Annotated in this window: 25 protein-coding genes; 16 read left to right on the top strand and 9 right to left on the bottom strand. The window is 62.7% G+C overall.

Annotated elements, in window-relative coordinates; all coding sequences use genetic code 11:
* Positions 1-91: 91 nt before the first annotated feature.
* Positions 92-1,021, top strand: coding sequence for an NAD(P)H-binding protein (locus tag LMJ30_RS15795; protein ID WP_229433292.1), 930 nt, complete (start codon positions 92-94; stop codon positions 1,019-1,021).
* Positions 1,022-1,100: 79 nt separating this feature from the next.
* On the opposite strand, the gene LMJ30_RS15790 is transcribed toward LMJ30_RS15795, so the two are convergent.
* Positions 1,101-1,448 (bottom strand): hypothetical protein, encoded by a 348-nt coding sequence (locus LMJ30_RS15790; RefSeq protein ID WP_229433452.1) that lies wholly within the window; start codon positions 1,446-1,448, stop codon positions 1,101-1,103.
* On the opposite strand from LMJ30_RS15790, the gene LMJ30_RS15785 reads away from it, so the two are divergent.
* From LMJ30_RS15785 to LMJ30_RS15770, 4 genes are all read left to right on the top strand, one after another.
* Positions 1,339-3,663, top strand: coding sequence for a penicillin-binding protein 1A (locus LMJ30_RS15785; protein WP_371873029.1), 2,325 nt, complete (start codon positions 1,339-1,341; stop codon positions 3,661-3,663). The two genes, LMJ30_RS15790 and LMJ30_RS15785, sit on opposite strands and share 110 nt — an antisense overlap.
* An 82-nt stretch (positions 3,664-3,745) precedes the next feature.
* Positions 3,746-4,492 carry a hypothetical protein gene (locus tag LMJ30_RS15780; RefSeq protein ID WP_229433291.1) on the top strand — a complete coding sequence of 249 codons (747 nt, stop codon included), beginning with the start codon at positions 3,746-3,748 and terminating at the stop codon, positions 4,490-4,492.
* On the top strand, positions 4,489-6,501 hold the full coding sequence (locus tag LMJ30_RS15775) for an MFS transporter (RefSeq protein WP_229433290.1): 2,013 nt from the start codon (positions 4,489-4,491) through the stop codon (positions 6,499-6,501). The genes LMJ30_RS15780 and LMJ30_RS15775 overlap by 4 nt, the downstream gene beginning before the upstream one ends.
* A gap of 191 nt (positions 6,502-6,692) precedes the next feature.
* Entirely contained in the window at positions 6,693-6,890 is a 198-nt protein-coding gene (locus LMJ30_RS15770) for a hypothetical protein (protein WP_229433289.1), read from the top strand.
* 92 nt (positions 6,891-6,982) lie between these two features.
* Here LMJ30_RS15770 and LMJ30_RS15765 read toward each other — a convergent pair whose 3' ends face one another.
* The 3 genes from LMJ30_RS15765 to LMJ30_RS15760 all read right to left on the bottom strand — a co-directional run bounded on the left by LMJ30_RS15765 (position 6,983) and on the right by LMJ30_RS15760 (position 8,395).
* Entirely contained in the window at positions 6,983-7,492 is a 510-nt protein-coding gene (locus LMJ30_RS15765) for a hypothetical protein (RefSeq protein ID WP_229433288.1), read from the bottom strand.
* 230 nt (positions 7,493-7,722) lie between these two features.
* Positions 7,723-7,878, bottom strand: a complete 156-nt coding sequence (locus LMJ30_RS21880; RefSeq protein ID WP_371873023.1) for a glycosyltransferase family 2 protein — start codon at positions 7,876-7,878, stop codon at positions 7,723-7,725.
* 130 nt (positions 7,879-8,008) lie between these two features.
* The gene (locus tag LMJ30_RS15760; protein ID WP_229433287.1) at positions 8,009-8,395 is read right to left on the bottom strand and encodes a DUF5335 family protein; all 387 of its coding nucleotides are present in this window, start codon (positions 8,393-8,395) and stop codon (positions 8,009-8,011) included.
* 150 nt (positions 8,396-8,545) lie between these two features.
* On the opposite strand from LMJ30_RS15760, the gene LMJ30_RS15755 reads away from it, so the two are divergent.
* The 8 genes from LMJ30_RS15755 to LMJ30_RS15720 all read left to right on the top strand — a co-directional run bounded on the left by LMJ30_RS15755 (position 8,546) and on the right by LMJ30_RS15720 (position 16,823).
* On the top strand, positions 8,546-9,523 hold the full coding sequence (locus LMJ30_RS15755) for an HDOD domain-containing protein (RefSeq protein ID WP_229433286.1): 978 nt from the start codon (positions 8,546-8,548) through the stop codon (positions 9,521-9,523).
* Positions 9,523-10,458 (top strand): 5'-nucleotidase, encoded by a 936-nt coding sequence (locus tag LMJ30_RS15750; RefSeq protein WP_229433285.1) that lies wholly within the window; start codon positions 9,523-9,525, stop codon positions 10,456-10,458. The genes LMJ30_RS15755 and LMJ30_RS15750 overlap by 1 nt, the downstream gene beginning before the upstream one ends.
* A 39-nt stretch (positions 10,459-10,497) precedes the next feature.
* A complete protein-coding gene (gene mfd, locus LMJ30_RS15745; RefSeq protein ID WP_229433284.1) occupies positions 10,498-13,944 on the top strand; it encodes a transcription-repair coupling factor in 3,447 nt (1,148 codons plus the stop codon).
* Positions 13,945-13,946: 2 nt separating this feature from the next.
* Positions 13,947-14,792, top strand: a complete 846-nt coding sequence (gene serB / locus LMJ30_RS15740; protein ID WP_229433283.1) for a phosphoserine phosphatase SerB — start codon at positions 13,947-13,949, stop codon at positions 14,790-14,792.
* 111 nt (positions 14,793-14,903) lie between these two features.
* Positions 14,904-15,272 carry a hypothetical protein gene (locus LMJ30_RS15735; protein WP_229433282.1) on the top strand — a complete coding sequence of 123 codons (369 nt, stop codon included), beginning with the start codon at positions 14,904-14,906 and terminating at the stop codon, positions 15,270-15,272.
* Between the two features lie 297 nt (positions 15,273-15,569).
* On the top strand, positions 15,570-16,058 hold the full coding sequence (locus LMJ30_RS15730) for an Hcp family type VI secretion system effector (protein WP_229433281.1): 489 nt from the start codon (positions 15,570-15,572) through the stop codon (positions 16,056-16,058).
* Positions 16,051-16,491, top strand: coding sequence for a Rap1a/Tai family immunity protein (locus LMJ30_RS15725; protein WP_229433280.1), 441 nt, complete (start codon positions 16,051-16,053; stop codon positions 16,489-16,491). Before LMJ30_RS15730 ends, LMJ30_RS15725 begins: the two co-directional genes overlap by 8 nt.
* Positions 16,488-16,823 (top strand): T6SS effector amidase Tae4 family protein, encoded by a 336-nt coding sequence (locus LMJ30_RS15720; RefSeq protein WP_229433279.1) that lies wholly within the window; start codon positions 16,488-16,490, stop codon positions 16,821-16,823. The genes LMJ30_RS15725 and LMJ30_RS15720 overlap by 4 nt, the downstream gene beginning before the upstream one ends.
* Before the next feature lie 164 nt (positions 16,824-16,987).
* Here the strand turns inward: LMJ30_RS15720 and LMJ30_RS15715 are convergent, their stop codons facing one another.
* Positions 16,988-17,734: a DUF72 domain-containing protein gene (locus LMJ30_RS15715; protein ID WP_229433278.1), complete on the bottom strand. Its 747-nt coding sequence runs from the start codon at positions 17,732-17,734 to the stop codon at positions 16,988-16,990.
* A gap of 123 nt (positions 17,735-17,857) precedes the next feature.
* Between LMJ30_RS15715 and trxC the strand changes: the two genes are divergently transcribed.
* Both trxC and LMJ30_RS15705 read left to right on the top strand, forming a co-directional pair.
* Entirely contained in the window at positions 17,858-18,310 is a 453-nt protein-coding gene (gene trxC, locus LMJ30_RS15710) for a thioredoxin TrxC (RefSeq protein WP_229433277.1), read from the top strand.
* 38 nt (positions 18,311-18,348) lie between these two features.
* Positions 18,349-18,708 carry a DUF4870 family protein gene (locus LMJ30_RS15705; protein ID WP_229433276.1) on the top strand — a complete coding sequence of 120 codons (360 nt, stop codon included), beginning with the start codon at positions 18,349-18,351 and terminating at the stop codon, positions 18,706-18,708.
* An 11-nt stretch (positions 18,709-18,719) separates the two neighbouring features.
* Here LMJ30_RS15705 and LMJ30_RS15700 read toward each other — a convergent pair whose 3' ends face one another.
* The 4 genes from LMJ30_RS15700 to phaC form a co-directional block, all read right to left on the bottom strand.
* The gene (locus tag LMJ30_RS15700; RefSeq protein ID WP_229433275.1) at positions 18,720-19,880 is read right to left on the bottom strand and encodes a cystathionine beta-lyase; all 1,161 of its coding nucleotides are present in this window, start codon (positions 19,878-19,880) and stop codon (positions 18,720-18,722) included.
* Positions 19,881-19,993: 113 nt separating this feature from the next.
* Complete coding sequence (gene rimO, locus LMJ30_RS15695) at positions 19,994-21,400, bottom strand: 30S ribosomal protein S12 methylthiotransferase RimO (protein WP_229433274.1); 1,407 nt, start codon at positions 21,398-21,400, stop codon at positions 19,994-19,996.
* 113 nt (positions 21,401-21,513) lie between these two features.
* Complete coding sequence (gene phaR / locus LMJ30_RS15690; RefSeq protein ID WP_229433273.1) at positions 21,514-22,065, bottom strand: polyhydroxyalkanoate synthesis repressor PhaR; 552 nt, start codon at positions 22,063-22,065, stop codon at positions 21,514-21,516.
* 214 nt (positions 22,066-22,279) lie between these two features.
* Positions 22,280-24,007, bottom strand: coding sequence for a class I poly(R)-hydroxyalkanoic acid synthase (gene phaC, locus LMJ30_RS15685; RefSeq protein WP_229433272.1), 1,728 nt, complete (start codon positions 24,005-24,007; stop codon positions 22,280-22,282).
* Positions 24,008-24,052: 45 nt separating this feature from the next.
* On the opposite strand from phaC, the gene LMJ30_RS15680 reads away from it, so the two are divergent.
* The gene (locus LMJ30_RS15680; protein WP_229433271.1) at positions 24,053-24,259 is read left to right on the top strand and encodes a hypothetical protein; all 207 of its coding nucleotides are present in this window, start codon (positions 24,053-24,055) and stop codon (positions 24,257-24,259) included.
* Positions 24,260-24,272: the final 13 nt, after the last annotated feature.

Below are 24,272 nucleotides of genomic sequence, written 5' to 3'. Positions count from 1 at the left end.
ATAAGTTTTTCTTAGTCATTGCAATAATTTTTCTCGGTTGATCAATTGCCATCAGGAGAAGAAAATATACGGCATCCAAGAGGAAAACGCCATGCACAAGAATATATTGGTGATCGGTGGAACTCGGCATGTCGGCAAGCTGCTCGTGCAGAAGCTCGTCAATGCCGGCCACCAGGTCACTATCGCCACCCGCGGCCGCGCACCCGACCCATTCGGCGCGCGCATCCAGCGAATCCGCGTCGACCGCCGCGATGAAGCTGCCATGCGCCGCGCCTTCGCCAGCATCGAAGGCTACGACATCGTCTACGACCAGATGTGCTACAGCCCACTCGACGCGGCTATCGCGGTGCGGGTGTTCGCAGGGCGGGTGAAGCGTTACATCGTCGCGTCCACCGTCGATGTATATCGGGGACTGATGGGGAACCAGGAAAGTCCGTTCGCCGAAAACGACCTGAATGTACTGGGGCAGCTGATCGACACTCGCTACCCATGGCACGACCCGTCGCGCGCGGTGGAGAGCTACGTGGCAGGCAAGCTGCAAGCCGAAGCCTACCTGTACCGCGACGGCTCGCTGCCGCTGGTGACAGCGCGCATGGGCCATGTGCTGGCGGGTCCCGAGGACTTTACCGGGCGCCTCGCGCATTACGTGGACCTCGTACGCCTGCGTGCGCCGCTGCGCTATTCCAACGCGGCCGCCGCCAGCTCATTCATCAACGCCCACGTCGCCAGCAGCTTCCTGGCCTGGACTGGCGCCCAGGACTTCACCGGCCCGATCAACGCAGCATGCGACGGTGGCATGTCGGCGTTCGACCTGCTGCATCGCGCCGGTCGCGCGCTGGATGAAACGGTAAGCGCCATCCCTGCGGCCAAGCTGGCGGCGGCGGGCGAACTAAGCCCGTTCGACTATCCTCACGCGCTGATGATGGACACCAGCCGCGCGGCGCTCCTGGGCTACCGCTTCGGGCACATCGACGAGTGGGCCGACGACGTCATTCGCCAGCACGACCTCGCCTTCGTCTGACCGAAGGCGCAGCGTCAAAAAACGGGGGCTTCTGCCCCCGTTTTTAATTCCAGCGGAAAAGCAGCGAGATTCCAATCGACTATAATTCGCCCGACCAAGGCGCCCACGCCCCCCTTCCGGCCTTTTCGTTTCCAAAATCGGGGTCAGACCACCGGTTTTTTGAAAGATTTCGCAAAATCGGGGTCAGACCACTGGTTTTTTGAAAGATTTCAAATTCGCGGTGGTCTGACCCCGATTTTGGAAATTCAAATTGGCGGTGGTCTGACCCCGATTTTGGAAATTTCCCCAGAGAGTGCAGCTTGAGAATTTCTTCCCGCTTGTCGCGAAAACCTTCTGTTAGTGCAAACCGCGGTTTTGTCCTGGTTATCCTGATCTTGCTGTTGGCCGGTGTTGGCGCGGCCGGGTGGTTCTTGTGGTCGATCGCCAAGAACGTGCCAGAGATCGATGCCGTCACCGATTACAAGCCCAAGATCCCGCTGCGTATTTATACTGCCGACCAGGTCTTGATCGGTGAGTTCGGCGTGGAGCGGCGCGACTTTGTGCCGATCGCGCAGATGCCGGACCTGATGAAGAAAGCCGTGCTGGCGATTGAGGACACGCGCTTTTATGAGCATGGCGGCATCGACTGGATCCGCGCGATGGGCGCCGCCAGGGCAAACCTGAAGGGCGGCTTCCGCGAGGGCGCATCGACCATCACCATGCAGGTGGCGCGCACCTTCTTCCTGTCGCGCGAGAAGGTGGTTTCGCGCAAGCTGACCGAGATCGCGCTGGCGCTGAAGATTGAGAAGGCGCTGTCCAAGGACCAGATCCTTGAGCTGTACATGAACCAGATCTACCTCGGCCAGCGCGCCTACGGCTTTTCCAGCGCGGCGCGCGCATACTTCGGCAAGCAGCTCGACCAGTTGTCGGTCGGCGAAATCGCCATGCTCGCGGGCCTGCCGCAGAATCCGTCGCGCCACAACCCTGCCGTCAACCTGAAACGCGCTACCCAGCGCCAGCACGCGGTCCTCAAGCGGATGCATGACCTGGACTACATTACCGAGGCCCAGTACCGCGAAGCGGTGGACCAGCCGGTGCGGGTCAAGCCAGGCGGCCAGCAATTCGCCACCCACGCCGAATATGTCGCCGAGTTGGCGCGGCAGGCCGTGTTCGAGCAGTTCAAGGACGAGGCTTATACATCGGGCATTCGCGTGACGACGACAATCATGTCGAAGGACCAGGACGCCGCTTACGAATCCGTGCGGCGTAACGTGCTGGCCTACGACCAGCGCCACGGCTACCGCGGCCCCGAGGGCTTTATCGACCTGCCGGCCGACCCAGCCGAGCGCGACATCGCCATCGACGAGGCGCTCCAAAAGCGCCCTTCTTCCGACGGCTTGATACCAGCAGTGGTCACCGCTGCGTCGGCGCGCCAGGTTAGTGTCGAGACTCAGGGTGGCGATTCGCTCGAAATTAGCGGCGCCGGGCTGCGCTTCGTCGGGCAGGCGTTGTCGGAGAAGGCAAAGGCGTCGATCCGCTTGCGCCCTGGCGCGCTGGTGCGCGTGATGCAGGACAGCCGCAGCAAGGCGTGGTCCATCGTGCAGGTCCCGCAGGTGGCGGCAGCCTTCGTCGCGCTCGACCAGAACACCGGCGCCTATCGCGCGCTGGTGGGCGGCTTCGACTTCAACCTGCAGAAGTACAACCACGTCACGCAGGCATGGCGCCAGCCCGGCTCCGCGATCAAGCCTTTCGTTTATTCGGCGGCGCTCGAAAAAGGCTATTCGCCGGGTACGATGATCCTGGACGAAGCGCTCGACCTCCCCGGCGAGAACGCGGGAGCTACCTGGTCTCCGCAGAACGATGACGGCAAGTTCGATGGCGTGGTGTCGATGCGCGATTCGCTCGCCCACTCGAAAAACGTGACCACGGTGCGGCTGCTGCGCGCGGTATCGGTACCATACGCGCACGAGTACTTGCGACGGTTCGGCTTCGACCATACCCGCCATCCGAAGAACCTGACGCTGGCCCTCGGCACCGGCGCTGTCACGCCGCTGCAGATGGCTGGCGGCTATGCCGTCTTTGCCAACGGCGGCTATTCGGTACAGCCTTACCTGATCGCGAAAATACAGGATGCCAGGGGCGCCGTGATCCAGCAAGCCACGCGACCGGCCACGCCGCCCGAAGAACAGCGCGTGATCGACCAGCGCAATGCCTTCGTCACCGACACCATGCTGCGCGCGGTGACCTTGTATGGAACCGGCGCCGCGGCCAGCGACCGTCTCGGCCGAACCGACCTGGCCGGAAAAACCGGCACGACCAGCGATGCCATCGACGGCTGGTTTGCGGGATACGGCGGCAACGTGGTCGCGGTGGCGTGGATGGGCTATGACGAGCCGAAATCATTGGGCGGACGTGAATTCGGCGCCACCTTGTCGCTCCCGATCTGGATCGACTATATGAAGGTGGCGATCGCAAAGACGCCCACCCCGGAGCGCGCGCCGCCGCAAGGCGTAATGCAGGAGAACGGCGAGTGGATCTACTCCGAATTTGCGGAGCTGGCGGATTTCAAGTCCATCGACATCACGCCTTTGCCCGAGGCCGCCCCCGATGATCCGGCTGAGGAAGAGCAGCCGCCGCCACCGCCCGAGCTGCCACCCGATTGATGTAGCGCGCACGTTAGCGAATCCGGGATTTTTGGCAGGCTGGTACACTCGTTATCACTTCAATATCCTGTGCCAAACCCGTATGGCGACGCCTGCCCGACTGAGCCTACTGACGTCCATCCCGATCGTGGTTGTGTCGGCGCTCGCGCTTTGGCTGGGCATCTCGGCGGGGCTTGGCCACCTTGAGCGCGAACTGCAGGCCGTGCAGGAATCACACCTGCGCTTCACCTTGGGCGAGCTGCGCGCCAGGCTCCGCTCCGGCCTCGACCTTGACGTGCATTTTGCGGCGGCCGGCAAGGCCCAGGGGCTTCTTGACGCGGCGGTTCGTGCCGAGCCGCGCATCGCGAGCATCACGGTTGTCGACGCCAGCGGCGCGGTCATATTTAGCAGCGGCGCCGCCGCCAGCGCGCCGCGTTTATCTCCCAAAGAGCAGCGCATGCCCAGCTTCAGCATGCGTGAAGCCGGCTCGCTTGTCATGTCCTCGTCCCTCGTCGATGATAACGGGGCGCACTCGGGCGCCGTCGCAATACGGTATGACCCCGCCGAGCCCCTGGCTGCCATCGGACTGGCTCGCCGCGAACTCGCACTGGCCGCCACGGCAGCGTTGGTGGTGCTCGCCCTTTGCTGCGTGCTGGGTTTTCATGCACTGATCCGGCACAGCCAGCGCCGCTTCGACCTGATGGCCTCACGCCTTGGCTCCGTGCGCTCCCGTGCCGGACTCGATGCCGGTCTCGTGCTGGTCGAGCAGGCCAGCATGGCGTCGAAGACGGCGCTGCACGAAGTGAACGCCGCCCGCGATGCGCTGGCCAGTCGCGAGCCGTCGCGATGAATCAGGCATTACCCGGCCAGCGCCAGCTGTACGCCAGTCCTGCCAGCCGTTACTGCATGCTGGTGCTGGCGGTGCTGCTAATGGCGCAGCTGGCCGTGGCCGCGTACTCCTGGTCAATCTCGAACCGTATCCTGCTGCCCGAACTCGAACGAAAAGCGCAGGCCGTCGCAACGACCCTTGCAAACGAGATGACCGGGGCGCTGGCGCAAGGCGGCAGTGCGAAGGACATCCAGCGCTACTTCGACGCGACCCTGCGCGAGCACCCTGACGTCGCCTTTGTCGTGCTCACCGGCGCCGACGGCCGGGTGCTGTATCGCAGCGGCCAAGGCGGCGAGATCATGGAGCCGGAACGCTACCTGCGCAAGTCGGCCGAGATCGTGCACCGTTATATCCATTACGGCCTGGTAGAGGCAGGCGTCGACCGCCGCTACCTGCGTAGCCGCAGCGGCAGCATGCCCTGGGTGCTGGGCGCAATCGCACTCGCAAGCCTGGCCGCCGCGCTAGAGTTCCTGCGCTGTTCGGTCACCCTGAACGTCATCGCGCCGATGCGCCAGGCGCTCCATCTGATCGGGCGGATGGCGACAGGCGACTTTCGCTACCGTGCCGAGGGCAGTTCGCCGCAAGTGCTGGTGGCAGGCCTGAACCAGGCTTGCGCCAGCATTAACCGCGCGTTCGGGGACCTGGCGCGGCTGGCGGCCACGCCGTCACGACGCGCCCTCGCGGAGCCGGTGGTGCGACGGCTGCGCAAGGCCTACCGCTTCGCCGAGCATGGCATCAGCCGGGACCTGTTGCAAGAACGCGCCATTGCAGTCCGTGTGCTTGCCTTCGTTCCGATGTTTGGCGATACGCTGGCGCGCGCCCTCCTTCCGATCCACGCGGGGACAATGTCGAGCAGTGCCGGACTGCTGCCATCTGGGGTTGGAGCGGCGCTGCCGCTTGCCGCATTCATGGCCGGTGCTGCGGCCGCCCTCCCATTTGCCGGCGGTTGCCTGGCACGCGCCGACCGGCGCTCGGTCTACCTGGCCGGGGCACTGGTGACCGGTGCAGCACTGGCGGCCACCGGACTGGCGAACGACTACATCACGCTCTGCGCGGCACGCATCGCAGCAGGCGCTGGCTACGCCATGCTGTTTGCGAGCTGCCACAGCTATGCCTGCGACAGCACTGGCCCGGCAGACCGGCCGGCAGCGTTGGCCAGCTTGTTCGGTGCGATGCTGCTCGCCGAGTTGTGCGGCCCATTGATCGGCGCCGTATTAGCCGAACAGGGCGGCGCGCGGACAGTCTTCACAGCGGGCGGATGGCTTCTGCTCGGCGCGGCGAGCATCAGCTTCGCATTGCTGGGCGACGGCAACGCGCAACCAAGGGTGAGCGTGCTGCCCACCATGCGCCGTCCGCGCGTAAATGCCCGCGCGCTGGCGCTTGGCGTGCTTTCCATCGCACCGTCAACGTTCATCTATGCTGCTTTCCCGATGCTGCTCGCGCCGCTGGCCTTGTCAAAGCTCGGCTATCCGCTGCTCGATGCCGCTTATATCCTCGCCGCGTATGGCGCGACAGCGGCGCTGCTGACGCCCGCTTTCGGCCGCCTCGGCCGGCGTTTTAATATCCATGCGCCGATGGCATGCCTCGGGGCCATGCCTGGCGGGCTGGGATTGATGCACCTCGCCGGCGCCGGGGATGCGAATGCGCTCGCGGTAGCACTGGCCCTTCTCGGCTTTGGCCATGCGATGAGTATCCCCGCGCAGCTCGCGCTCGCCACCCGCTTTAACAAATCCAGCAGCGCTGCGGGAAATGGATTTTCAGGCACCGGCGTGAGTGGTTTGGCCGCATTCGGCGGCGCTGCGTGCGGGGCAATGGGCGCGGGTTCGCTTTCTTCGGCATTGGGCGCTGCCCAGGCCGCGCACGTTCTCGGGATAGCGTCGATAGCATGCGCCTTTGTCTTCGCGCTGGCATTCCTGAAGCTCGGACCGGGAGAGGCTGAGGAAGCCCCCGACGATCACGACCTGCCTTAGCGCGCCTGGCAAAGCCTCTTGCTTGCTGCGATTACAACATGACCAGTACACTGCGCTTTTTCGAACATCGATCCGCTGCCAGCCAGGCGGATATAAGTGATGAAGTGGAGCGAACCGTGGGTTCAGATGCTGGGTAGGCAAGCGACGTTTAATCCAGACCCGGATTAAAACGTGGTGCGACCTGGAGTGCGATGCTGCTGGCCCTTGGGTTCGCGAACGTGCTCATGAGTGATCAAGCGCCCATCGGCATGATTGAGAGAATGCCGATTGTCATCGCACTGGGTTTTTCACTTGCTACCCTGATTGATTTTTGGCATTGGGGCAGCCCGCAATCGATTTCCTCGGGCCCTAACGGCATCGTGCGGTCCAAAGGGATACCCATACGTTAATCCCGTGGAAGCATGACGTAGCCCAGTCGCTAAGCCTCGCCTGCCTCCCCCCTCACCTGTTACGCTACGTCAGCAGCTGATGCCAGGGGTACTTACCCCGAACGCGCCGCACTGCCAGCGCCAGCTTCCGTGATCACCCTCCGAAAGAAGCCAGCCAGGCCGGGGGCGTGCTGGTCAAAGGTGAACTGCCCACGCTCCTGCCATACGTTCGCCCTCACCTTGCCGATGCTGGCGCGTTCGCGCATCACTTGCCCCAGTTCGCCGGGCGATTCAAAAAAGACGCCCATTCCCAGCCGCTGGGTCATCGACTGGGTCGCCACCAGTGCACCGGGATTGGCCCGCTGGATCATCGGCAGGCCCGCGCAGGCAAGCGTAGCCATCCGGGCCGGATAGTTCAGGTCGTCCCAGTCGGCGCGGCGGATTTCTCCCCTATTCTTGCTGTCAAACGCGTGCAGCCAGCCGGCGTCGTAGCGCGAAAACTCAGTCACCCAGCGGGACTGGTCGACATTGGCATGCAGGTGCAGGTGCTGCGGCGCCAGCTTGCGGGACGTATCTATCCAGTCGCGCCACTGGCCCTGCGTAAAGTCTCCGTAGAAATGCACATGGATATCCTGGGCGGCCAGTGCGGCAATGCAAGGCGGGTGCAAGCCAATCGGCCTGCCCGGCACAACCGTATGAAGCTGGCCGTCGGACACCGTATGGTTGTGGGGTCCACAGGCCATACAGGCGGTGACCGAGTTCTTCAAGCGCGAGTATCCGGTCGGCGTTATAGGCAAGCTCGCCCCCCAGCAAGATTTTCAGTCCGTCGCGGGCGCGTTCAGGCAGCGGACGCTCACGCAGCTGCCGGCATTGCTCTAGGCGCCACGGCCTCCGCGGTACAGTCTCCAGACCCGTCGTCGACAATCAATGCTTCCCAATCGCTGAAGCTCTGGGCAAGCAAGCTGTCGAGAGCCCGCTCGATGAAGTGGCCTTGTTCATATGTCGGCATCAACACACTGACCAGGGGCCCGGCAGCTGGTGATGACGTCGGCTCCACAAATCGCCCTTCCAGTCGTAAGCTAATCAAGCGCAACTACACCCGGGTTCCTCCCGTCGGTTTCAGCTGCCGGGCGCCCAGCTCAGCGTGGCGCGCCCGCACCCGGGCCCGCCCTGCTGGCGCTGGCGGCAAGATGCGGATCAGGCAGCATCAAGGGATCGCGCAGCTTGATGATCTGCTCCAGCCCGTCCGTGTCGACCACCTTGATGCTGTTCAGGCTGACGCCATCGTGATCGACCCAGATTTCGCTCACATGGGGAATGTTGTGTTCCCAGCGCTCCAGCATAATTTCCAGCATTTCACTCCTGTGGTCATACGTGATGCCATTGAGCGGCGCGTACCGCGACTCAACCTGTACCCCCAACGAAAGCGATTCAACATCAATCTCCGCCTGCTTGCCGGTCAGCACTTTTGACATTGAATCGAAGTACGTTGCCCAAGATGCCTTGTCCAGTTTTTCGATGCTCATGGTGACCTCCTTGTGTCGTACTTACACTGTATACTTCGACACGCCACGCTGCCGAAAATTCCACGGCCGGGCACGGGAGGCTTCAGTCCTGGTCGCGCTGCCTGGGGTAGAATTGCCCCTGGACACACGCCCGCACAAGCCCCAATGATCATGAAATGGATTTCCCGCCTGTTTGGCTCCGCGCCCGCGGCTGGAAGCGCGCAGCCTGCGGCAGCGAACCAGCCTGTGCAGGCAAGCCACCAGGCCCCGACGCAGTTCGCCATGCCCCCCTCCGAAATCGACGCCATGTTCTACCGCTGGGTGACCGGCGCCGGGGAACAGGACACGGCCGCCGGCACCGGCAAGCTCGTGCTGGACGAGCTTGGCCGCCTGGTCGAATCGCCCTCGTCGGGCGCCAGCCTGGTGCCCCGCGTGCCGGCCGTCATTCCGCAACTATTGCGCAGCCTGCGCGACGACAGCATCACCAGTGCCGACCTAGCGCGCCAGCTGTCGCAAGACGTGGTGCTGGTGGCCGAAGTCATCCGAGAAGTCAACAGCCCTTTGTACCGCCCGACGGTGCCGGTGCGCAACCTGGAAGGCGCGGTCATGCTGCTGGGCGAAAACGGCCTGCGTATGCTGCTTGCGCGCGTGTCGTTCCGGCCTATCATCAGCATGCAGTCGGGCCACTACGCGCGCATGGTTGCGCCGCAAATCTGGAGCCAGGCCGAGAAATGCGCGCTCGCGGCAAGCCTGTTGTCGACCCGGACCAGCGCCAGCCCGTTCGAAGCCTACCTCGCCGGCCTGATGCAAAACGTCGGCCTGATCGTCGCCTTCCGCCTTATCGACCAGTTGTCCCCGGACCAGGGGTTGCCCTACTCCGTCGAATTCTGCAGCCACTTGTTCAGCGATGCGCGGGCCCTGTCGAGCCGGATCGCCGTGCTGTGGGATTTCCCGGACTCCGTCGCGGCAGCGATCGAGCAGTCGGGCCAGCCGGGAGCCTCCGGACTGGCGCAAGCGCTTGCCTATGGCGACCAGGTGGCCAAGCTGAGGATGATGGTCGACGCCGGGCGGCTTGATCCCGCTGTTGCCGACGCCATGGGCCCCGCGGCGCGCGATGTATTCGACAAAATCAAAAACGAGGATGATTAATGGCGTTTCAGATTGAGCACAAACTTGTGATCGGCGTGGCGTCGAGCGCGCTGTTCGACCTGACCGGATCGCACCAGGTCTACCTGGACAGCGGACCGGAGGAATACCGCAAGCACCAGGAGCAGAACCTCGACGTCATCCTTGGCAAGGGCGTGGCCTTCCCTTTCATCCGCCGCTTCCTCAACATCAACAAGTGCTTCCCGCGCCAGATGCCGGTGGAAGTCGTCCTGTTTTCGCGCAATTCGCCGGAAACCGGCCTGCGCGTGATGCGGTCGATCGCCCACTACGGGCTGGACATCTCGCGCGCCGCCTTCATGACCGGCCAGTCGCCCTACACCTACCTGCCGGCCTTTAACGCTTCGCTATTCTTGTCCGCAAACGAAGACGACGTGCGCAAGGCGATTGACGCCGGCTACCCGGCTGGCCTGGTGCTGCCTTCCCAGATCAACGACGACGATGACGACATCGAACTGCGCGTCGCCTTCGATTTCGACGGCGTGCTGGCCGACGATGAGTCCGAGACGGTCTTCAAGCGCAACGGCCTTGACCAGTTCCATGCCCACGAAACCGAGCACATGGCGGTGCCGCACCAGCCAGGCCCGCTGGCCGACATGTTCCAGAAGCTGGCGCTGATGCAGCGGCTCGAGGAGCGCATGCAAAAGCGCGATCCCGGCTACCGCAAGGTCCTGCGCATCGCGATCATCACCGCGCGCAGCGCGCCATCGCACGAACGCGTCGTCACCACGCTCAAGAGCTGGGGCGTGTCGGCCAACGAGACCTTTTTCCTCGGCGGGATGAACAAGACGCGCGTGCTGTCCGTCTTCAAGCCGCATATCTTCTTCGACGACCAGCTGACGCACCTGACATCGGCTCCCGGCGGCACAATCCCGATGGTTCACGTGCCGTTCGGCGTCGCCAACCGGGGGCAGATATAATTACCAACCCTTTTGAGCACCCTTAAAGCCGTCGCCTGCATGCCTTTCGATTTAAAGAAGTCTCTCCCTAAAACCGGCACCCGGTTTGCGCTGCCTACCCTGTACGGCTCATCGGACGCGTACGCGCTGTCGGTCACCGCGCTCGAACTCAAGGCTGCCAGGCAGATGCTGACCGTCGTCGTGGCCAGCGCCAGCGATGCCCAGCGCCTGCTCGACGAGATTCCGTGGTTCGCCGAAGGGAAACTGGCATGCCACCTGCTGCCGGACTGGGAAACCCTGCCCTACGATGCGTTTTCGCCGCACCAGGACCTGGTGTCCGAACGCCTGGCGACGCTGCACGAAATCCAGAACGGCCAGTGCGACGTGCTGATCGTCCCGGCGACCACGGCGCTGGTGCGCCTGGCGCCGCCGTCCTTCCTGGCGGCCTACACCTTCTTCTTCAAACAGGGCGAAAAGCTCGACGAGGCGCGCCTGAAGTCGCAGCTGACACTGGCTGGCTACACCCACGTGTCGCAGGTGATGTCGCCAGGCGAATACTCGGTGCGCGGCGGCCTGATCGACCTGTTCCCGATGGGCTCCGCGCTGCCATACCGGCTCGACCTGTTCGGCGACGAGATCGAAACCATCCGCACCTTCGACGCCGACACCCAGCGCTCGCTCTACCCGGTGCGTGAAGTCCGTTTGCTGCCGGGCCGCGAATTCCCGATGGACGAACCGGCCCGCACGGCCTTCCGCAGCCGCTGGCGCGAGCGCTTCGAAGGCGATCCATCGCGCTCGGTGGTGTACAAGGACATCAGCAGCGGCATCGCCTCGGCCGGCATCGAATACTACCTGCCGCTGTTTTTCGAAGAAACGGCCACCCTGTTCGACTACCTGCCGCAAGGCACGAGCCTCGCGCTGGTCGGTGACATCGACGCGGCCATCAAGCGCTTCACCCTCGACACCGAATCGCGCTTCCGCTTTTTGAAGGCGGACCGCGACCGCCCGATCCTGCGGCCGGACGAACTGTTCCTGAGCGACGAAGCCTTCTTCACCCTGGCCAAGCCTTACGGCCGGCTGGCGATCGCCAAGGACAATGACGGCCAGCCGTCCGAACTGTCGGCGCCGATCCCCAACATCGCCGTCAACCGCCGCCTCGACGATCCGCTGGCGAACCTGCGCTCCTACCTGATGCAGGGCGGGCGTCGCGTGATGATCTGCGCCGAGTCGAACGGCCGCCGCGAGACGCTGCAGCAGTACTTCGCCGAATACCAGCTCCAGCTGGCGCCAGTCGAAGGCTTCGAAGGCTTCCTGCAGTCCGATGCCAAGCTGGCCCTCGGCGTGGCGCCGCTGCAGGCCGGCTTCGAGTTGGTGGAAACCCGCGCCGGCGACCTGGTGTTCATCACCGAGACGGAGCTGTATGCGGGTTCGGGCCGCCGCGTCGGCAAGAAGAAGCAGGAAGCCACAACCCAGGTCGAAGCGATGGTGCGCGACCTGTCCGAGCTCAAGATTGGCGACCCGGTTGTCCACATCAACCACGGCATCGGGCGCTACATGGGCCTGGCCAGCATGGACCTGGGCGAAGGCGAAACCGAGTTCCTGCACCTGGAGTACGCCAAGGACACCAAGCTGTACGTCCCGGTATCGCAGCTGCATGTGATCTCGCGCTACTCGGGCGGTTCGCCCGAAGACGCGCCGCTGCACTCGCTCGGCTCGGGCCAATGGGAGAAAGCCAAGCGCAAGGCCGCCGAACAGGTGCGCGACACCGCTGCCGAGCTGCTTAACCTATACGCCCGCCGCGCCGCGCGCCAGGGGCATTCGTTTGAATATTCGGCGCACGACTACCAGAACTTCGCGGACAGTTTCGGCTTCGACGAAACGCCCGACCAGATGGAAGCGATCAACAACGTCATCAAGGATATGACCTCGGGTAAGCCGATGGACCGCCTTGTCTGCGGCGACGTTGGCTTCGGCAAGACCGAAGTGGCGCTGCGGGCTGCCTTCATCGCGGTCATGGGCGGCAAGCAGGTGGCCATTCTGGCGCCGACCACGCTGCTGGCCGAGCAGCACGCGCAGACCTTTGCCGACCGCTTTGCCGACTGGCCGGTGCGCATCGCCGAGCTGTCGCGCTTCCGCACCGGCAAAGAGATCACCGCAGCCATCAAGGGCATGGCCGACGGCACCCTCGACATTGTCATCGGCACCCACAAGCTGCTCTCGAACGACGTCAAGTTCGACCGACTTGGCCTGGTCATCATCGACGAGGAACACCGCTTTGGCGTGCGCCAGAAGGAAGCGCTGAAGGCGCTGCGCGCCGAAGTCGACGTGCTGACCCTGACCGCGACACCGATCCCGCGCACGCTGGGCATGGCGCTCGAAGGCCTGCGCGATTTCTCGATTATCGCCACCGCGCCGCAAAAGCGCCTGGCGATCAAGACCTTCGTGCGCAGCGAAGACGGCTCGATCATCCGCGAAGCCTGCCTGCGCGAGCTCAAGCGCGGCGGCCAGATCTACTTCCTGCACAACGAGGTCGAGACCATCCAGAACCGCCTGGCGATGCTGACCGAACTGCTGCCCGAAGCCCGCATCGGCGTCGCGCACGGCCAGATGCACGAACGCGACCTGGAAAAGGTGATGCGCGATTTCGTGGCGCAGCGCTTCAACATTTTGCTGTGCACGACCATCATCGAGACCGGCATCGACGTCCCGACGGCGAATACCATCATCATGCACCGCGCCGACAAGTTCGGCCTGGCGCAGCTGCACCAGCTGCGCGGCCGCGTCGGCCGTTCGCACCACCAGGCCTACGCCTACCTGCTGGTCAACGATGTCAGCAGCCTGTCGAAACAGGCGCAGCGCCGCCTCGACGCGATCCAGCAGATGGAAGAGCTGGGCAGCGGCTTCTTCCTGGCGATGCACGACCTTGAAATCCGCGGCGCCGGTGAAGTGCTGGGCGAAAACCAGTCCGGCGAAATGCTGGAAGTGGGCTTCCAGCTGTATTCGGATATGCTGAACGAGGCGGTTCGCTCGCTCAAGGCGGGCAAGGAGCCCGACCTGGCGGCCCCGCTGGCCACCACCACCGAAATCAACCTGCATGTGCCTGCCCTGCTGCCGGCGGACTTCTGCGGCGACGTGCACGAGCGCCTGTCGATCTACAAGCGGCTTGCCAACTGCGAGCAGCAGGACCGCATCGACGACATGCAGGAAGAACTGATCGACCGCTTCGGCAAGCTGCCCGACGCCGTCAAGGCGTTGATCGAAACGCACCGCCTGCGCATCGCCGCGAAGGCCGTTGGCATCGTCAAGATCGATGTGCATGCGGAGGCGGCCAACCTGCAGTTCATGGTCAACCCGCCGATTGAATCGATCCGCATCATCACCCTGATCCAGAAGAACCGCCACATCAAGCTCGCGGGCCAGGACAAGCTGAAGATCACCGCCAGCATGCCCGACCTTGCTGCACGCGTGAACCAGGTTAAGCAGACCATCAAACAACTCCTCACATGAACATGAACCTGGTATTACAGGGGCCTAGCGCAGAGCGCGGCGCCCTCGACCGCATTGCCGCACTCGCGTCGCCCGCGCGGGTCAACCCTTTGGGCGCACACGCGATCCGCTGCGAGCAGTTCGCCTATTCGCTTGAGCTGAAGCAGGCCATCGAACTGGCTGCCCACGCCGCGCAGGTGGACGCGACCTTCATCGAAGCGGGCCGCACCCTGTCCGGCTTCCGGCTGGTGGCGATGGACATGGACTCCACCCTGATCACGATCGAATGCATCGACGAGATCGCGGACATGCAGGGCCTGAAGCCGCAGGTGGCCGAGATCACAGAAGCGGCCATGCGCGGCGAGCTCGATTTCTCGGATAGCCTGAAGCGCCGCGTCGCCCTGCTCGAAGGCCTCGATGCATCGGCGCTGGAGCGCGTGTACGAGGAGCGGCTGCAGATTTCGATGGGCGGCGAGAACATGCTCGCAGCCGTCAAGGCGGCCGGCCTGAAAACGCTGCTGGTATCGGGCGGTTTTACCTTCTTTACGGCGCGGCTGCAGAAGCGGCTCGGCCTCGACTTCGTGCATGCGAACGAGCTGGAAATCATCGACGGCAAGCTGACCGGCCGCGTAGTGGGCGGCATTGTCGACGCCGAAGAAAAAAAGCGCACCGTCGAACGCGTCTGCGCACAGCTGGGCGCCACCCCGAAGCAGGCGATCGTCATGGGCGACGGCGCCAACGACCTGAAAATGATGAAGGTCTCGGGACTGTCGGTGGCCTTCCGCGCCAAACCGGTGGTGTACCAGCAGGCGGACGTGGCGCTGAACTTCAGCGGCCTCGACGGGTTGCTCAATATCCTCGCGGATTAAAGTCAACGCCGGGTAAGTTTCACTGTTGTTTCGCCTTGTAACAGAAGGTAATCGCCAAGCGGAGCGCAGTGAAATTTCATATGATGTGGTATCCAGCAGGAGAACCGCATCATGAAAACATTGATCATCATTGCAGCCGCAGCCGCGCTCGCCGGCTGCGCAACCGCGCCCGGTCCCCAGTACGGCAGCTACCCTGCGCCAGCCGACCCGTCGCAGTGGCACGTGGTTTCCGTGACACCGGTTCCACCGGGTACGGGCGCGCGTGTCGCCGCCAATTCGCCGGACGGTTCGCGGGTGGAATATTCGTCTTCGCCAGTCTATGTGCCGCAGCCGGTCTATGTGCCGCAGCCGGTGTACACGCCGCAGCCATCGTATTACTACCCGCCGGTGTCACTGAGCCTGGGGTTCGTTTTCGGACGCCACTGGAGCAGCGGTGGGCGGTATCGCGGGCATCACCACCACGGCAGGCGTCACCGCTAGCGGAATAATTGCGTCAGCAATTATCGTGGATGTGACGACATGAAGCGATCAAGGGCCGGAATTCCGGCCCTTGTTATTTTTCACTCCCAAAATAGGCCCGTGTCGCCGATGATCCGATGGCGCAGGTTACCTCCCAAAGCGTGCTGGTGGCGCTAACCGTCAGCGCACCTTCGATGCAGGTTTCGCCCATAACCGAACAAGCCTAAGCCAGCACCTTGCTCAAGAACAACGTCCTTTACGACTTGCTGGTCAAGAATGCTCTCTTCGGTATCGACTATCCACAACAGGAGACGCGAAATGGCAAGCGACCTTTACCTGCAAATCGACGGAATAAAGGGGGAATCGTACGACGCGGGGCATATGGGTTGGATCGAAGTCGACACAGTCAGTTGGGCGGTTACACAGCCGAAAAGCGCTACCGCATCGACTGGCGGCGGGCATACTGCCGAACGTTGCGAGATGACAGAGATCTCCTTTACAAAGGCCGCTGACCTGGCTTCACCGATTTTGCTGCAGATGTGCGCCGGCGGAAAGACGATTCCAAAGGCGCGGTTTGAATTCATGCGTGCCGATGGAGCAGACTCAATTAAGTATTACGAGATCGAATTGGAGAACGTGCTGATTGCACACGTTGCACCGAGTTTGGGCGCTGGTGCCCTCGTATCGGAGAGCGTGGGGCTCAAGTTTTCCAAGGTTGGCTGGAAGTACACTCAGCAAAAGGTCGGCGGCGGCACGGCAGGGAACACCGCCGGGGGCTGGGACCTCGCGTCGAATCGCTATGCGTGACCACTTGAAGCGTTCAGCGCTGATACTCGCCACTCTCGTGCCGGTGCTGGCCAGTCACGCGCAGCCCGTCTCCGAGCTTCCTTGGATGACCGGACAGCGGCTGGTCAAGTTGTTGGGAAACGTGGACCCACGCACCGTCGATTGGACTCCCGACAGCCCGTTCCGCAGCAGAGCAATTGCAGCAGAGTTCCACGACATGGCGAATGGGGAATTCGTCCACGGGTACATTCAAGCAGTACACGATGCTAGCGAGGGTAAGGAATGGTGCTGGAGCCAGCATATGCCGAAACCGGATGAGCTGGTGGACGAAGCGAGGCGCAGCTTACAGCGAATGACGGACGCACAGCTCAAGCAAAATGCGGCTGCCCTCATTGCCGAGGTATGGCGAAAGAAGTTCCCCTGCCCTGTCGAGTCCAAACGGAGGAAGAGATGAGAGTACCCTTAGCCACACTCAGGGTGCATTTTCCCGACAAGCAGAACGTAGAACCCGAAGAGCTTTACCACTGGATCGGCTACCCGGAGAACGTAGGGAACCCGAATTTCGAGAATACATGCGCGATCCGGCTGAGTCTGGCGTTGCTCGGGGCAGGCTACCCGAATCCGGGAGGGTGGCCGATCAAGGCAGGGAAGTACAAAGGGCGCGCAATCGAGACGAAGCAGCGAAAGCTGAGTAACTGGCTGGTTCGCCAGCTCGGTCAGCCTGAGAAGTTCAAGAATGGACTGGAGGCCGAGAGCAAGATCGGGACGCGGCGGGGAATTGTCTAGTTTTTTAACATCTACGGTGACGAGCGGGAGCAAGGACATATCGCAATCATCGCGAAAGACCGGTGGGGCAGATACATTCGCTGCGGGAACGAAATTGACGGCACGGCGACCGGTTGCTACTGGTCATCCAAGGATGTCTGGTTCTGGAAGCTGCTGTGATTGGCCTAAATGGTCACACCAAACGCCTCGCGCAGCGCCAGCGCGTTCGGCACCGAGGCGCCTGACGCCGTATTATCGAAAATGCACCACACGTCCCTGCCCGCCTTTGCGTGGACCGCCATGTCCTTGCCCAGGTCTTCGAGATAGTCGTCCGCGTACGACGAATAATAGATCCGCGGCGACCCGTGCAGGCGCACGTAGATGTCGGCGGTGGTTGGTTCGTGCGGACCTGGTTGGCCTTTGGCGGGGTCGGCGATTACCCGCGTGACCGAGCGCGCCGTCAGCAGCGCTGTCGCTTCGCGTGAGAACCAGGACGGATGCCTTGCCTCGCAGGCGATCATGCAGCTGAACGTGTCGGCGGCACGTTCGAAAAAATCCTCCGCAACGTCGGCATCAAATTCGGACTTCGGCGGCAGCTGTAGCAGCAGGCATCCCAGTTTGCCGCCCAGGGCCGAGACCTCGGATGCAAACTGCGCCAGCGGCGCACTAATGTCGCGCAATTTGGCGTCATGGCTGATGGTGCGCGGCAGCTTGACCGAAAACCGAAAGCCATCGGGCACGCTTTCGGCCCAGCGCGCATACGTCTGCGGGCGGTGCGGCCGGTAGAACGACGAGTTGATCTCGACCCCGCCAAACACCTGCGCGTAGCGTTCAAGATGGCTGCCTTCCCCGGAAAAGGCCGCGGCGACCTCGCGCGGGATCGTCCAGCCGGCGCATCCGATCCGGCAGATGCCTGTTCTGTTTTGCGTCATGCAGGCAGTCTGGGCGCCTGCGCCCGGACGATCTGTACGGGTGCGCACGTAGCCGTCGGGGCAGGCCCGCCGATCTGTCTTACAATGGTGATATTGACCACATTTTTGCGGGGGGAGGTATCCATGGCAGAACCACTACACATCGTTTGTCCGCATTGCGACGCAGTCAACCGCCTCAGCCCGGAGCGCCTGAGCGACCAGCCGGTATGCGGCAAGTGTACGCGCGAACTGTTCATGGCGAAGCCCTTGGATGTGTCGAGCGCGCGCTTTGCCAAGCACATCGAGCGCAGCGATATCCCGGTGCTGGTTGATTTCTGGGCGCCGTGGTGCGGTCCGTGCAGGCAGATGGCCCCGGCCTACCAGCAGGCCGCCCAGCGACTGGAGCCGACGGTCCGCCTCCTGAAGGTGGACACGGAAAGCGCGCAGGACCTCGGCGCGCGCTATAACATCCGCTCGATTCCGACGCTTGCCCTGTTTCACCGCGGGCGCGAGGTGGCGCGTCAGCCGGGCGCGATGGATGCCGGCGGCATCGTCGCCTGGACCCAGGCCCAGGTGCAGGCTGCCACGGCCCGATAGCTGTCCCCACAACAACATCACCAAGAAGGAGCCCTCCCATGTCCCAACAACTCGTCCTCGACGACCTGTCCGACGCCAAGAACCTGGCGCGTATCCTCTACATTGCGCACGGCATCACCTTCTTCTTCTCGCTGGGGATGCTGTCGATCCTGCCGGTGATCGTCAACCACGTCAAACGTCCCGACACCGCCGGTACGCTCGTGCATAGCCATCACACGTGGATGATCCGGACTTTCTGGTACTACGTGGTGTGGATGGCCCTTGGATGGCTGCTGGCAGTGACCTTGATCGGATTCCCGCTCGCCCTGGTGATCTGGGGTGTCGCGTGGATCTGGCACGCCTACCGCCTGATCCGCGGGTTTGTCGACCTGAACAACAACCGCGCCGAGTACGTGTAGCGGCCGGCGCGCTACAGGACCGCGAGCGCGCGCTCGATGTCGGCGATCAGGTCGGCGGTATCTTCCAGGCCGATATTGAAGCGCACCAACGTGCCGCTGCCGGTCCAGTTCGAGCGGATCGCCTTGATCCGGTAAGGCATGACCAGGCTGTTTGCGCCGCCCCAGCTGTAGCCAAGGCCGAACAATTCCAGGCTGTCGACGAAGCGGTCGGTCTGTTCTTCGCTGTAGCGCGCGTCGAACAGCACCGAGAACAATCCGCCCGCGCCGGTGAAGTCGCGCTTCCAGTTCTCGTGCCCCGGGCAGTCTTCGAACGCCGGGTGCAGCACCCGGGTGATCTCCGGCCGCGCCTTGAGCCATGCGGCGACCTTGCGGGCGCTGGCGTCGTGGGCCTCGAAGCGCAGCTTCATGCTTGGCAGGCCGCGCATGACCAGGTAGGCGTCATCCGCGCTGACGCCCATCCCCAGGCGCATGTGCGCCATCGCCAGGCGCTCGTTCAACGCGGCGTCGCGCGTGACCAGCGCGCCCATCAGCACATCCGAGCCGCCAGACTGGTACTTGGTCAGCGCCTGCATCACGATGTCCACGCCCATGTCGAAGCCGCGCAGCGCCAGGCCGGCGGACCAGGTATTGTCGAGCGCGACCAGCACGCCGCGCGCATGCGCCGCCTTGCAGATGGCCGGCAGGTCGGGCACTTCCATCGATACCGAACCGGGGGCTTCGGTCCAGATCAGTTTCGTGTTCGGCTGGATCAGGCCGGCGATGCCGGCGCCGACCAGTGGATCGTAGTAGCGCGCGGTGATGCCGAAGTCGTTGCTCAGCCACTTGCCCAGTTCGCGGTTGGGGTTGTAGACGTTTTCGGGCAGCAGGACGTCGTCGCCGGTTTTGAGCAGCGCGAAGTCGACCATCGCGATGGCGGCCAGGCCGCTCGGGGCCAGCAGGCAGTGGGTGCCGCCCTCCAGTTCGGCCAGGCGTGCTTCGAGCGTGAAGGTGGTAGGCGTGCCATGCAGGCCGTAGGTGTAGGACTGCTTGTTTTTCCAGTCGCCCGAGCGCATGGCGGCGACGTTTGTGAACAGGACTGTCGAGGCGTGGTGGATCGCCGGCGGGAAGGCGTCGAAGCCTTCCGGGGCGGTGTAGTCCGGGTGGATCAGCGAGGTCTGGAGGGATTTTTTCATGGCCGTGGAATAGTTCGGCGGATGCGGCCTCGGCGGCAGCCCGCTTACCCGCCCTACGGTCGATGGCTATCGTAGGGCGGATAAGCGCAAAGCGCGCATCCGCCGTTTTTACATTAAGCGACAGACGCCCACAGGTCGTGCGCGTCGGCGTTGGTAATAACAACATCGGCAAATTCGCCCACCACCAGCTTTTTGCCAGGCACCAGCGAACGCTTGATGTGGACCACGCCGTCAATCTCAGGCGCATCCGCAGCCGATCGGCCGATCGCTTCCTTCGCGCCGACTTCGTCGACCAGCACGCGCACGGTCTTGCCGATCTTGGCCTGCAAACGCTTGGCCGAAATCTCTTCCTGCAGCAGCATCACGCGGGCGCGGCGTTCTTCGCGCACTTCTTCCGGTACCGGATTGGCGATCTCGTTGGCGGTCGCGCCTTCCACCGGCGAGTAGGCGAAGCAGCCCAGGCGGTCGATCTGCGCTTCCTTCAGGAAGTCGAGCAGGTATTCAAACTCTTCTTCGGTCTCGCCCGGGAAGCCGGCGATGAAGGTCGAGCGGATCACGAGGTCCGGGTTCATCGCGCGCCATGCCTGGATGCGGTCGAGGTTTTTCTCGCCGCTGGCCGGGCGCTTCATGCGCTTGAGGACATCCGGGTGCGCATGCTGCAGCGGGATGTCGAGGTAAGGCAGGATATTCTCGCCGGTCATCATTGGGATGACCTGGTCGACGTGCGGGTACGGGTAGACATAGTGCAGGCGCACCCATGCGCCGTACTGCTTGGCCAGCTGGCCGAGGGCTTCGACCAGTTGGGTCATGTGGGTCTTGACCGGGCGGCCATTCCAGAAGCCCGAGCGGAACTTGACGTCGACGCCGTAGGCGCTGGTGTCCTGCGAAATGACCAGCAGTTCCTTGACGCCGGCCTTGAACAGGTTCTCGGCCTCGAGCATCAGGTCGGCGATCGGGCGCGATACCAGGTCGCCGCGCATCGACGGGATGATGCAGAAGCTGCAGCGGTGGTTGCAGCCTTCGGAAATCTTCAGGTAGGCGTAGTGCTTTGGCGTCAGCTTGATGCCCTGCGCCGGCACCAGGTCGAAGAACGGCTCGTGCGGCTTCGGCAGGTGCAGGTGGACGGAGTTCATCACTTCGCCAACCGCGTGCGGGCCGGTGACGGCGAGTACCTTCGGGTGCACCTTCATGATGATGTCGTCGCCGGCGGCATCCTTCTTGGCGCCCAGGCAACCCGTCACGATGACCTTGCCATTGGCGGCGATCGCCTCGCCGATGGCGTCGAGCGATTCCTGCACCGCGGCGTCGATGAAACCGCAGGTGTTGACGATGACAAGGTCGGCGCCTTCGTACGACTTGGCCGTATCGTAGCCTTCTGCGCGCAGCTGGGTCAGGATCTGTTCGGAGTCGACCAGCGCTTTCGGGCAGCCGAGCGAGACGAAACCTACCTTGGGCGCGGCGGCGGGAATACCGACGACAGGATCTTGTGCGGGAACGGGAATACGGCGGAGTTCGGACATGGGGGAGCGAGGAAATTGCAGGGGAATCGGCTATTGTACCGCACTGCAATGCCTCGATGTTGGGCGATGTACGCCGGAGACGCCTAGGCGTGGCTCCGGCGCAGCCCGGGTATTTACTTCTTGTCTACAGGTACGAACGGAAACGCGCCGAAGATGCTCTTGCTCTGCGATTGCATCTGTTCCTGCATCTGCACGAACAGGTTCTTGCTCTGGTCGATGTAGTTGTTCATCATGCCTTGCATCATCGGGCCCTGGACATTCATGAACTGGGTCCACATTTCCGGGCTGAACGGCTTGCCTTCAAAGCCGCCTGCCGCGCCGCTGGTGAACTTGTTCTGGATGTCGGTGAACGCCTGGACGTTCTTCTCCAGGTAAGAACCCATCATGCCCTGCATCGCGTGGCCGTAATAACGGATGATTTGCGACAGCACGACGCTCGAGAACATCGGCGCGCCGTTGGCTTCCTCTTCGAGGATGATCTGCAGCAGGATGCTGCGCGTCAGGTCGTCGCTGGTTTTCGCATCGACAACAGTAAACTCGTCTCCATCCAGCACCAGTTGTTTTACGTCTGACAAAGTGATGTACGAACTCGTCTGCGTGTCATACAAGCGACGGTTAGGGTACTTTTTGATCAGGCGTTCAGCGCTCTTTTTTGCACTACTCATCTCAGGTTTCCACTATTGCGCCGCAGCGCATTTGAATGATTACGAAAAAAAAGCGGACTCTGGTCCGCCTTCCATCAAGCCCACTCCGGCGATTATAGAGTGAATAATCAGGAACATACCACTTTGTGGGGATGAATGCAGTATTTATTGCACTGCATACTAAGCGTAAATACACGGCAATGAATATTGCCGTGTGTTCAATGCAACGCCAGCCTTAGTCGCCGCGCACTTTGACATAGCGGCCGGGGGCCGGCTCGATCGGGCGGTATTGCGCATTGCCGGGCTTGGCGGGAGCTTTGATGTCCTTGCCGCCGTTGTCAGCGAGGAACTTAGCCCACTCGGGCCACCAGCTGCCTTTGTGCTCGGTTGCGCCTTCGAACCACGCAGCCGCGGTTTTCGGACGCGCCTTGCCATTGGTGTCGTTCACCCAATAGCTGCGCTTGTTTTTCGATGCCGGGTTGATCACGCCGGCGATGTGGCCCGAAGCCCCCAGCACGAAGCGGTTGGCCTTTGGTTTCTTTGGATTGAGGATGGACATCGACTCGAAGGCCGCAGTCCATGGCACGATGTGGTCTTCCTTCGAGCCGAACACAAAGACCGACGCATCGATGCAGTCGAGGTGGACGGGCACGCCGGCAACGGTCAGCTTGCCGCTTTCGCGCAGGTTATTCTCCAGATACATGTTTCGCAGGTACCAGCAGAACATCGGTCCGGGCAGGTTGGTGCTGTCGGCATTCCAGTACAGCAGGTCGAACGCAGGCGGTTCGTTGCCCTTGAGGTAGTTCGACTGCACGTAGTTCCAGACCAGGTCGTTCGGACGCAAGGCCGAGAAGGTCGTCGCCAGGTCGCGGCCAGGCATCAGCCCGCCCTGGGCCAGCGCCTGCTCGCGCAACGCTACCTGGGCCGGGTCGATGAAGACGTCCAGCACGCCGGTGTCCTTGAAGTCGAGCAAGGTCGTCAGCAGGGTGACGCTGGCGGCGGCCTGGTCGCCGCGGCCGGCCAGCACGGCCAGCGCACTGGCAACGATGGTGCCGCCGACACAGAAGCCGAAGGCGTTGATCTTGTCCTGCCCGGTGATCTCGCGGGTGACCTCGATGGCTTTGATGGCGCCGGTTTCGACGTAATCGTCCCAGGTCAGCGAGCCCAGCGATTTGTCCGGATTTCGCCATGACATCAGCATCACGGTGTTGCCCTGCTCTACCGCGTAGCGCACGACCGAGTTTTCAGGCTGCAGGTCGAGAATGTAGAACTTGTTGATGCACGGCGGGACGATCAGCAACGGTACCTGGTGGACTGTCGGGGTGACCGGATCGTACTGGATCAGCTGGAACAACTCGTTTTCGAACACGACCTGTCCAGGCGCGGTGGCAACGTTGCGGCCGACCTCGAAGGCCGACTCGTCCGACTGGGAGATGCGGCCCTTCTGCATGTCCGACAGCATGTTGGCCAGGCCTTTGGCCAGGCTCTCGCCCTTGGTATCGATCAGTTTCTGTTGCGCTTCCGGGTTGGTGGCCAAGAAGTTAGCCGGCGACATCGCATCGACCATCTGCTGGACGGCAAAGCGGATTTTCTGGTGCTCGCGCGGCGGCGCGTCGACGGCTTCGGCCAGCGCGGTCAGGAATTCGGCATTGAGCAGGTAGGACGCGGCGTGAAAGGCGGTCAGCGGATTGGACTGCCAATCGGGCGAAGAAAAACGCTTGTCCGACAAGGTCGGCTTGCGCGACGCGATAAAATCCTGCCACAGCGCGCCGGCCTTTTGCATGTAGTCGCTGCGGATCTGCTCCAGCCTTTCCGGCTTGATTGAAACCCCGGCGTCCTTCATCATGCTGGCCAAGGGGTTGGCGCTTTGCTCAGGCATCTTGAACCATGACTGCCATCCCTGGGGATTGGCAAACTGCGTCATCCAGGCCGAGGCCATCGCTTGCGGATCGGGCATATTCATGTGGGCATCCATTGTTAAAATCGTGTTTCAAATAAAGGAAAACCTATGTTGATCGTCGCAATAGCGTGGATTTACGTGGTCGCGCTGATGTCGCTGACCGAAACATCCATCGTCGCCGGCGTCATGACCTTCCTCGGCTACTGCGTGCTGCCATTATCAATACTTTACTATCTTACAGGCTCCAAGCGCCGCCGGCGCAAGGCCGAAGCGAAGGCGGCGCGCAGTGCGGCAGCGGGCAGCGACGGCGGCTGATTTTGCTGAATTG

Source organism: Massilia agrisoli, from assembly GCF_020831365.1.
In the GTDB taxonomy this organism is placed as follows: Bacteria; Pseudomonadota; Gammaproteobacteria; order Burkholderiales; family Burkholderiaceae_D; genus Telluria_A; species Telluria_A agrisoli.
Note: the sequence above shows the minus strand (reverse complement) of the source record. Positions and strands in the feature narration are given on the sequence as shown.